At 63.9% G+C, this 8,369-nt stretch carries 10 protein-coding genes; 6 read left to right on the top strand and 4 right to left on the bottom strand.

What is annotated here, in order from left to right; genetic code table 11:
- The 4 genes from SO180_RS29260 to SO180_RS29245 all read left to right on the top strand — a co-directional run.
- Positions 1-632: thiolase family protein (locus SO180_RS29260; RefSeq protein WP_449382294.1), on the top strand; the 632-nt coding region annotated here is incomplete at its 5' end.
- A complete protein-coding gene (locus SO180_RS29255) occupies positions 629-985 on the top strand; it encodes a Zn-ribbon domain-containing OB-fold protein (RefSeq protein WP_449382293.1) in 357 nt (118 codons plus the stop codon). The genes SO180_RS29260 and SO180_RS29255, both read left to right, overlap by 4 nt.
- Positions 986-1,469: 484 nt before the next feature.
- The gene (locus SO180_RS29250) at positions 1,470-1,997 is read left to right on the top strand and encodes a carboxymuconolactone decarboxylase family protein (RefSeq protein WP_449382292.1); all 528 of its coding nucleotides are present in this window, start codon (positions 1,470-1,472) and stop codon (positions 1,995-1,997) included.
- Between the two features lie 26 nt (positions 1,998-2,023).
- Complete coding sequence (locus SO180_RS29245) at positions 2,024-2,326, top strand: nucleoside triphosphate pyrophosphohydrolase family protein (RefSeq protein ID WP_449382291.1); 303 nt, start codon at positions 2,024-2,026, stop codon at positions 2,324-2,326.
- Positions 2,327-2,441: 115 nt separating this feature from the next.
- Here SO180_RS29245 and glsA read toward each other — a convergent pair whose 3' ends face one another.
- Positions 2,442-4,289 (bottom strand): glutaminase A, encoded by a 1,848-nt coding sequence (gene glsA, locus SO180_RS29240; protein ID WP_449382290.1) that lies wholly within the window; start codon positions 4,287-4,289, stop codon positions 2,442-2,444.
- 145 nt (positions 4,290-4,434) lie between these two features.
- Entirely contained in the window at positions 4,435-4,662 is a 228-nt protein-coding gene (locus SO180_RS29235) for an acyl-CoA carboxylase biotin carboxyl carrier protein subunit (RefSeq protein ID WP_449382297.1), read from the bottom strand.
- Positions 4,663-4,752: 90 nt separating this feature from the next.
- Between SO180_RS29235 and SO180_RS29230 the strand changes: the two genes are divergently transcribed.
- On the top strand, positions 4,753-5,727 hold the full coding sequence (locus SO180_RS29230) for an IclR family transcriptional regulator (protein WP_449382289.1): 975 nt from the start codon (positions 4,753-4,755) through the stop codon (positions 5,725-5,727).
- The gene (locus SO180_RS29225; protein WP_449382288.1) at positions 5,657-7,216 is read left to right on the top strand and encodes an acyl-CoA carboxylase subunit beta; all 1,560 of its coding nucleotides are present in this window, start codon (positions 5,657-5,659) and stop codon (positions 7,214-7,216) included. The genes SO180_RS29230 and SO180_RS29225 overlap by 71 nt, the downstream gene beginning before the upstream one ends.
- A gap of 51 nt (positions 7,217-7,267) precedes the next feature.
- Here SO180_RS29225 and SO180_RS29220 read toward each other — a convergent pair whose 3' ends face one another.
- Positions 7,268-7,552 carry a hypothetical protein gene (locus SO180_RS29220; protein WP_449382287.1) on the bottom strand — a complete coding sequence of 95 codons (285 nt, stop codon included), beginning with the start codon at positions 7,550-7,552 and terminating at the stop codon, positions 7,268-7,270.
- Positions 7,552-8,223 carry a PspA/IM30 family protein gene (locus SO180_RS29215; RefSeq protein ID WP_449382286.1) on the bottom strand — a complete coding sequence of 224 codons (672 nt, stop codon included), beginning with the start codon at positions 8,221-8,223 and terminating at the stop codon, positions 7,552-7,554. The genes SO180_RS29220 and SO180_RS29215 overlap by 1 nt, the downstream gene beginning before the upstream one ends.
- Positions 8,224-8,369 lie beyond the last annotated feature (146 nt).

Here is an 8,369-nt window from a genome sequence, read left to right as displayed (position 1 = left end):
GCGCGCACGCCTGCACCCATCCCGGCGCGCAATTCCATGAGCCGGTCACGGTTGCCGACGTGATGGCATCCAAGCCCGTGGCGCTGCCGTTAAAACTCCTCGATTGCTGCCCGGTGTCCGACGGCGGCGCCGCGTTCGTGATCAGCCGCGAGCGGACAGGCGAAGCCGGCGTGCGGATCCGCGGCTGCGCCCAGGCGCATACCCATCAGCATGTCACTGCAGCTCCGGCGCTCAGTGAGCTCGGCGCCGAGATTTCGATTGCGCGCGCGAAACAGGCCTCAGGCTTTGCGATATCGGATGTGCGGTATGCCGCAGTCTATGACAGCTTCACCATCACACTTGCGATGCTGCTCGAAGACCTCGGACTTGCCGGACGCGGCGAAGCCGCCGCGCGCGTGCGGTCCGGATATTTCAGCCGCGACGGACGCATGCCGCTCAACACCCATGGCGGACTCCTCAGCTACGGCCATTGCGGCGTCGGCGGCGCGATGGCGCATCTGGTCGAAACGCATCTCCAGATGACCGGGCGAGCAGGCAATCGTCAGGTCCGCGACGCCTCGATCGCGCTGCTGCATGGAGATGGCGGCGTGTTGTCCTCGCATGTCAGCATGTTCCTGGAGCGGGTGCGATGAGCGCGCGAATTGCGGACTGGACCAAGGGCGAGGCGGCGATCGTCTATCAATGCTGCGGATCGTGCGGCGGCGTGCAGTATTTCCATCGCGCCTTCTGTGCGGCGTGTGGTGCGCCTGATCCGCGGGAGCATCGCGCGAGCGGCTTGGGCAGGGTCTATGCAACGACGCTCGTCTGCCGCGCGGCCACGCCGGAGTCGCGCGTGCATGTGCCCTACAACATCCTGCTCGTCGACTGTGTCGAGGGCTTTCGCATGATGGCTCACGGTGGGAAGGATCTTGCGATCGGCGACGAGGTCACCGCGCAGTTCGCTTCGTTTGCCGGGAAGCTCGTGCCGTTTTTCACCAAAGTTTAGCTACTGGTTTTCGTCATTCGGGGGCGGTCGAACGGACCGAACCTGGAACGGAATTCTGGGTCTGGTTACCGGGCCGCGCGCTTCGCGCAGTCCCGTACGCACCACCCCGGAACGACGAAATTTCTTTCAGCGCCCGTAGAACAATATGCTGGCGATGACGAGCATCGCCGTCACCGCCAGCATATGCGCGAACGCTTCCGAGGCCGCCCTCCTGGTGGCTACCTTCATGCGGTTTACTCCCTAGACTTGGGCGTGACTCATCGTTGCGCGCGCTGCGCAAACGACGGTCATATTTTTTACTCGGAACACCCCACCTCGAGTATTCGCTGCGATTTGTCCCCACGCGGCGAATATCGACGGTTGCAAGGTCGTTCAGCAATACGGCGGCAATTTGACTCGATGATGTTGCTCTTGCGTCGGTGCAAGAATAGTCTCGAGAAACTGCCGGCAAAAACCGCAACAAGACCAATACGCAAGGTGGCTGATGGCCCGTATCGACTACGCCGATCCTTCCAAGGCGTCCGAGCGCACGCGCGATATCCTGGCCAAGAATCGCAACGCCAATATCTTTCGCATGATGTCGCATTCGCCCGATTATTTCGTGCAGTACTGCCGGCTGGGCGGCGCGATCCGGAGCCGGGGCGAGCTTGACCCGATCGTGCGGGAGCTTGCGATCACACGGACCGGAATTCTCTGCGACGCGCCGTACGAAGTCATCGCGCACAGGCGCATCGGCAAGAATGTCGGCGTCACCGACGAGCAGAATGAGGCGCTCTCCGACTGGCAGGCGGCGACATGCTTTACCGAGACGCAGCGCGCGGCGCTCGCCTTTACGGACGAGATCGTCAAGCTGAACAAGCCGACGAACGCGACCTTCAGGGCAATCGCCGCAAAGCTCACACCGGGTGCGCTGGTCGAGTTGCAGCTTGCGGTCGGCTTCTACATCATGACGTCGAAATTTCTTGAGACGTTCGAGATCGACCTCCAGCCGGTGACGGAGGTCGTAGGCTGATCCGAAAGAACCGTTGAGGATTGCCGATGACAATCGATGAATATGCGGCCTGGGCCGCAACGGTTGCGAAAGTCGATGAACATCCGTCGAACGAGCGGTTGTCCTATCTCGGTCTTGGTCTCGCCGGCGAATCCGGCGAAGTCGCCGAGCACATCAAGAAGCTGCTGCGCGATAGTTGGCTCGATCAGGCGGGTCTCGTCGATGAGCTCGGCGACGTCATCTATTACTGGGCATGCCTGTGCGCGGCGACTGGCCAGAAGCCATCCGAATTGCTTGAAGCAAGCGCAGCCAAGGTCAACCGGCGCCTGCGTGAGGCGGCGAGCCGCTAGACGATTGCTTCCGTGCGACCAATCAGACGGACCTCTTCCTGAGGGGCCCCTCTGGAAGCGGGTGAGGCCGATGGATGGCGGCCGAGAAACACGTGCCCGACAATCCTGAGCAGCCTTACGTCGACGTCAGGATATCCACCTTGGTGTTGGCGACGATCAGCCGGTCGGCGAGGAGCTGTGCGAGGTTACGCATGATGCGCTCGCTGGCGTGCGGATGCTGCTGACGAAAACGCTCGAAATCCTTCAGCGGCACCTCGAAGGCGGTCGCCGCCATGTCGGCCAGTACATCGGCGGAGCGGGTCGATTCCAGCAGCGCCATCTCGCCGAAGGCCATCCCGGCCGTCAGCGTTGCCAGGCGAACGCCGTCGGGCAGCGTGACGTGCACGGCGCCGCTGCGCAGGAAGAACAGGGAATCGGCGGGATCGCCGGCCGCGACGATCTTCGCGCCGGTCTGATAGGTGCGGATCGTGCAGAGCGAGCCGAGGTCGGCTAACTCTTCCTCATCGAGGCCCGCAAGCAGCGGCTGCTCGACCAGTTCCGTGGTCTCGTGAAAATCGATCGCTCCGCCATAGCGATAGACGATCTGGTCTTCAGCCCATTCGATCGCGGTGTCGAGCAGGTAGAAGTCGCGAACGTTCTTCAGCGTTGCCGTCCATTCGCGAAGTGCGGTCCATTCCCGCGAGCTGCGCTGGACGCCGGAGAGGACCACGGTGACGTTCAGCGCCGCGAGATCTTCGAAGGCCTCCGCCACGAGCCGCGCGCCAGCGCGCGTCGTCGAGGTGACGCGGTGCAGGTCGAAGATCACGAGCTGCGGCCGCGGCTGCGCGGCGAGCCGCCGCGAGACGTAATCGACGGCCGAGAGCGACAAGGTGCCGACGAGCTCGATGACCCGGACCTCGTCCTCGTGCGCTGCGAGGATCTCGCGTTCCCCGAGGCGACGGACGCGGCGGGATGGGCTCTGACCGATGTGATAGTCCGCGATGATCGCGTTGCGTGCGTCGTCGCTACGGTTGAGCATGTGCAGGTCATAGTGAGAAGACAGTGCCTCGCAGACCTTGATGCCGCGCACGCTGTTGCCGTGCTTGTCGAGCTTCGGCGAATAGCTACCGAGGCCGAGCCGAGCGGGGAGGGCCGCGAGGATGCCTCCACCGACGCCACTCTTGGCGGGGATGCCGATCCGGTAGATCCATTCGCCGGCATAATCGTACATCCCCGACGACGTCATCACGGACAGCGTCCGCGAGATCGCGTAAGGTGTCATCACCTGCTCGCCGGTGACCGGATTGACGCCGCGATTGGCGAGCGTCGCCGCCATCACTGCGATGTCGCGCGCCGTGACGAGCACGGCGCATTGCCTGAAATAGACGTCGAGCACTTCAGCGACATTATCCGTGATGACCGCATTGGTCTTGAGAAGATAGGCAATGGCACGGTTACGGTCGCCGGTCTGGCTTTCGGACGTGTAGACGGACTCGTCGACATCAAGCTCGCGGCCGGCAAAGCGGCCGAGCGCCCTTCGGATCTCCTCGAACGCTGCCTCGCTCTTGCCCTCGTGGATCAGCCCGGTGCAGGCGATCGCGCCGGCATTGACCATCGGGTTGAACGGGTGGTTCTCGGCATTGAGCCGGATCGAGTTGAAGGGATCGCCGGAGGGCTCGACGCCGATCGCGCTCTCGACCCGCGCCGCGCCCAGCATGTCGAGCGCCAGTGCGAACACGAACGGCTTTGACATCGACTGGATGGTGAAGGGCACCCGGCTGTCGCCGACTTCGTAGACATGGCCATCCAGCGTCGCGAGACTGATGCCGAAATGGGCAGGATCGGCCTTGCTGAGTTCGGGGATGTAGTCGGCGACCGCGCCGGAGGGCTCCGCGGCGAATTCGGCGTGGCAAGTGTCGAGGAACCGCAGCAGAGGCGGCTTCGATTGTGTCCAGGCGCTGGCTGGCGATGATAGCGGTGTCATACCCTCCTTGTGCAACGCCATCAGGGCGCATGCAACCCGTCCGGAAGTGCGCTGAGCCGCCGGAAATTCGGTCACTAGCGACTCGACGAAAGATTTCGTCCTTCAGTTCGAGCAGATTGCCGCGATCGCGATGCTGATCGTGGCCTCAGCTCGCGATGATCGCGATCGCCTGGCCTTCGGCGACGACGTCGTCAAGCTTGACGAGGAGCGATGTGATCGTGCCTGCCGAAGGTGAGGGCACCGGGATCTCCATCTTCATGGCTTCGACGAATGCAACGTCGTCGCCATCCGCGACGCTTTTCCCAACTTCGACGGGAATCGCGCAGATGCGTCCTGCGACTTCCGTGACGATCTTAATTTCTGGCATGCCAATCGCCTTTTTGTTGTCGTCGCAAGATGCCTGAGGTAGCGTGTCCTTCAAGCGGAATTTAATTCCGCAGAGCGAAACACAGTGGTAGGGAACATGGGACGACGTTCTGAGCGGTTGAGTAGGCAAGGCGTGCTCGCTGGCGAAGCTGGCGAAAGTGATGTCATCCAGGTGGTATCGCGCGCATTCGATGTGTTGCGATGCTTCGAGGGCCACGAGGCGCGGCTCGGCAATCTCGAAATCTCCAACCGCTGCGGCCTGCCGCGCTCGACGGTGTCGCGGCTCACGCACACGCTGACGCGCATGGGGCAGCTCGTGTACCTGCCGCGCGATCAGAAATACCGGATTGGGCCGAGCGCGGTCGCGATGGGCGCCTCGATGATGAAGGGCGCGCAGCTGCGCAACCTCATTCGCCTGCGGCTAGAGGATGTCGCCGAGCAATTGCCGGGAACGGTGGGCTTCGTCATCCCCGATCGGTTCCATCTGGTCTATCTCGAGTTTGCCCGCTCGGCGAGCGCGCTCGGTTTGCACGAAGGAACCGGCAGCCGGATCGCGATGGCCTCGACCGCCGCGGGCGCCGCTTATACGGCGGCGCTGCAGCCGGAGATCGGCGATGCCCTGGTTGCGGAAATGGAGCGGGAGGCGCCGGAGGCGGCCCGGCTGCTGAAACCGCGCATCGAGGCCAATCGCCAGTTCCTGCGCGAGCACGGTTATGTCGTGACCTGCGGCCTGTGGAGCCCGCACATCAATGGCGTCGCGGTACCGATGTGGTCGCCGCAATATCAGACCGTCGTGGTGGTCACGATCGGCCTCCTGGCGGCGATGTATGACGAGGAGCGGCTGCACAGCGAGGTCGCGCCGCTGATGGTCAAGCTCGGCAAGGCGGTCGGCGACCTGCTCGAAGGCGCCGAGGGCGACTTCCTCAACAACCGTCTCGAGCGCAAGCCGATCGCGATGGCCGTGCGAAACAATAACAAGCCGATCGCGCCGGAGGGACTGAATGAACTGGAAGCCGGAACTCGACGAGCTCGCCCGGCGCGAAGCCTTCGCGCGGGAGATGGGCGGCGTTGACAAGGTCAAGCGACAGCATGACCAGGGCCGGCTGACTGTTCGGGAGCGTATCGACGGGCTGATCGACAAAGGCAGCTTTCACGAAATCGGTGCCGTCTCCGGCATCGGTGAATACGATGCGCATGGCGAGCTCAAGCATGTGACGCCGGCCAACTGCGTGTTCGGCCGCGCCAGGGTCGACGGCCGCACCGTTGTGGTGGTCGGCGACGATTTCACCGTGCGCGGCGGCTCGGCGGATGCGTCGATCTCCGCCAAGCCACTGATGGCGGAGGAGATGGCGCACGACTTCCGTCTGCCCATCATCCGCATCATCGAAGGCTCCGGCGGCGGCGGCTCGGTCAAGACGATCGAGACCAAGGGCGCGGCAAACCTGCCGGGCGGTATCGGCGGCACGCGCTGGTACCGCTTCACGACGGAGAACCTTGCGCGCGTGCCGGTCGTGGCGCTGGGGCTCGGTTCGGTCGCAGGCCTCGGCGCCGCGCGGCTTGCCGCCAGCCACTACTCCATCATGACCAAAGCGTCCGCGATGTTCGTCGCGGGCCCGCCGGTGGTGAAGCGGCTCGGGCAGGATTTGTCCAAGCAGGATCTCGGCGGCGCCGAAATCCAGACCCGCGCTGGCGCGGTCGATCATGCCGTCGAGACTGCGGCTGAGGCGTTCGCCTGCGCGCGGCGCTTCCTGTCCTATCTGCCGGCGTCGGTCTACGAATTGCCGCCGACGCTGCCTTGCCATGATGACCCGGAACGTACTGACGAAGGCTTGACGAAGGCCGTGCCGCGGAGTCGGCGGCAGGTCTACAAGATGCGTCCCATCATCGAGTCCGTCGTCGACAAGGGCTCGTTCTTCGAGGTCGCCAGCAATTTCGGCAAGCCGGTCATCGTTGGCCTCGCGCGGCTCGAGGGCAGGGCGGTGATGCTGCTCGCCAGCGATCCCTTCCACTATGGCGGCTCGTGGACCGCGGATGCCTGCCAGAAGGTGGTGCGCTGGGTCGATTTTGCGGAAACCTTCCATCTGCCGATCGTCTATCTCATGGATTGCCCGGGCTTCATGATCGGGCTGGACGCCGAGAAAGCGGCCACGATCCGCCACGGCGTGCGCGCCATGGCCGCGGTCAATCAGACCACGGTTCCCTGGTGCACGGTGATCCTGCGCAACGCCTTTGGCGTAGCCGGCGTCGTGCATCAGCCGGCCGATCGCTTCTCGATCCGCTATGCATGGCCGTCGGCCTATTGGGGCTCGCTGCCGCTCGAAGGCGGCATCGAGGCGGCCTATCGCGCCGACATCGACGCGGCCGAGGACAAAGTGGCGAAGCTGAAGGAGATCGAGGACCGCCTCAACAAGCTGCGCTCGCCGTTCCGCTCCGCCGAAAAGTTCTGGGTCGAGGAGATCATCGACCCCCGCAAGACGCGGTCCCTGCTGTGCGAGTTCGCGCGGCTGGCGGAGCCGCTGAGGACGCCGGGCCCGCCGGCGAACATGACGATCAGGCCGTGACGCAAAAGGCTGTTGCGCCACGGAAAACTTCGTTCTGACGGCGATTGAACTTTACTCGCCCCGCGCTTTCGCGAAAGCGCGACGGCCCCGCCAGAACATGAAGGCAGCCATCGCTCCAATGCCGATCAGGCTTGGAAAACTGCCCCCGAGGCCGGAGCCAATCGCGGCAAAGCCCCACATGATTGCAAAGAAGAAACAGATCAGGCCAATGACGGCCTGTCCGCTGCGACGCGCGACGCCGACGCCCGTGGTCGCGACGGCGGAAGCTGTGCGGATCGTTCTGACGGCTGCGCCTTCGTCGATCCGATCCCATGATGCTGGCGGTTTGCGGATCATCAGGCGGCCTGACCGGCTTTCAGCGCGGCCAGCCGCTCGGCCACCGTCGCGCTCTTCTGCATGCCATCAATCTCGGCGACGCGGTTGATCGTGCTGGCGTCGGTGCGAGTGAAACCTACGCCGCCGGCCCCGACCATGGCGCGATCAAAGGCCTGTTCGGCCGCATCGAGCTTCTTCTCTGCGGAGCGGTTGGGCTGAGCCGGGCCATCGCCGCCAAGCGCAGCCTGCTGCCGCGAAATCAGGAAGGCCTGCAGGGTGTCCTCCATCTGACGCTTGCGGGCGTGCAGCGCGGCGAGACTGTCTTCCAGACGCTTCTCCAGCTCACGCGCCTGTTCCTGCACGGCGTCCAGCTTCTTGGCCTGTGCTTCGAAATCGATCTGGCGGGACAACGCGGCTTCGGCCAGATCATCCCTCTGCTGGTTCACGGCGAACTGGGCCTTGGCGGTGAGCTCCTCGACACGCTCGCCGAGCATCTTCTGCTGACGGGCGGCCTGCAGCCGGCGCGCCATCGTGGATTCGAGCTCCGCTTTCACCTGATCGATCGCACGATCCGCCTCGCGGATCGCCTCGCGCATCACGGCATCGCTGCCGGCCTGCTCCATACGGTCGACAGTGTCCTCGACGGTCGCCGAGAGCAGACGGGACACACGCGCGAAAATCGATTCAGCCATGGACAAAACCCCTGTGTGAAAATCCGCGTCGAGTAGACACCCGATCCATTTAAGGTGGCCTTATGCTTTTCAGCAAATTTTAGCTGTTCTTTGCAACGTTTCCGCAACCGCCTGACGCTACCTTGGGATGCACCCCAAGGGAGAGC

The sequence above is a fragment of the Bradyrhizobium sp. UFLA05-112 genome, from assembly GCF_053572325.1.
The sequence above is the reverse complement of the archived record's forward strand: the minus strand, read 5'-3'. Positions and strand labels throughout refer to the sequence as shown.